The organism is Enterovibrio norvegicus (genome assembly GCF_002876705.1).
GTDB classification, from domain to species: Bacteria; Pseudomonadota; Gammaproteobacteria; order Enterobacterales; family Vibrionaceae; genus Enterovibrio; species Enterovibrio norvegicus_B.
This window is the reverse complement of record NZ_MDAG01000038.1, coordinates 1-535: the sequence shown is the minus strand read 5'-3', so window position 1 is coordinate 535 and position 535 is coordinate 1. Positions and strand designations below refer to the sequence as shown.

The following is a 535-nucleotide window of genomic DNA, read 5'->3' as shown; positions in this document are numbered from 1 at the left end:
CAACAGATGCCTCTGAAACCGCGGATTCCGATGGCGACGGTGTGGGTGATAACAGCGACATCGACCGTGATAACGATGGTTTATCTGATGAGTTAGAGCTTCGTACCAGTGCTGACATTGTTGATTGGCCGGTGCAAACCGGCAATTCCAGCTTCACTGACGGTGTGCTCTCCGCCAACGGTGGCTCGTGGGGCTATCAAGCTAACTCTGCACGTTTCTCTACTTATGGATTTGATGACAGCTACCGTCTCAATTTCACCGTCGATGCCCTCGGCAGCAACAACATGGTTGGTCTCGGTAACACCGAAACCACAGCACGTTACACTGATATTGATTATGCCTTCTACATCGTCAATACCACCCTGTATATCTACGAAAATGGTTCACACCGCGCCAACTTTGGCGCAGGCAGTGTGGCGGTCGGCGATGTGCTCACGCTGGAAGTTGATAACGGCACCGTGCGTTACCTTCGCAATGGCGAGCAAATCAGAGAAGTCAGTTACAGCGGCGACACACCAGACTTCTATGTCGACTC

General features: G+C 52.0%; 1 protein-coding gene. It reads left to right on the top strand.

Translation table 11 applies throughout. The annotated features are described in order from the left end of the window. Window positions 1-535, top strand: a 535-nt coding sequence (locus tag BCT27_RS25495) for a hypothetical protein (RefSeq protein ID WP_157939242.1), incomplete at both ends; no start/stop codon positions are given.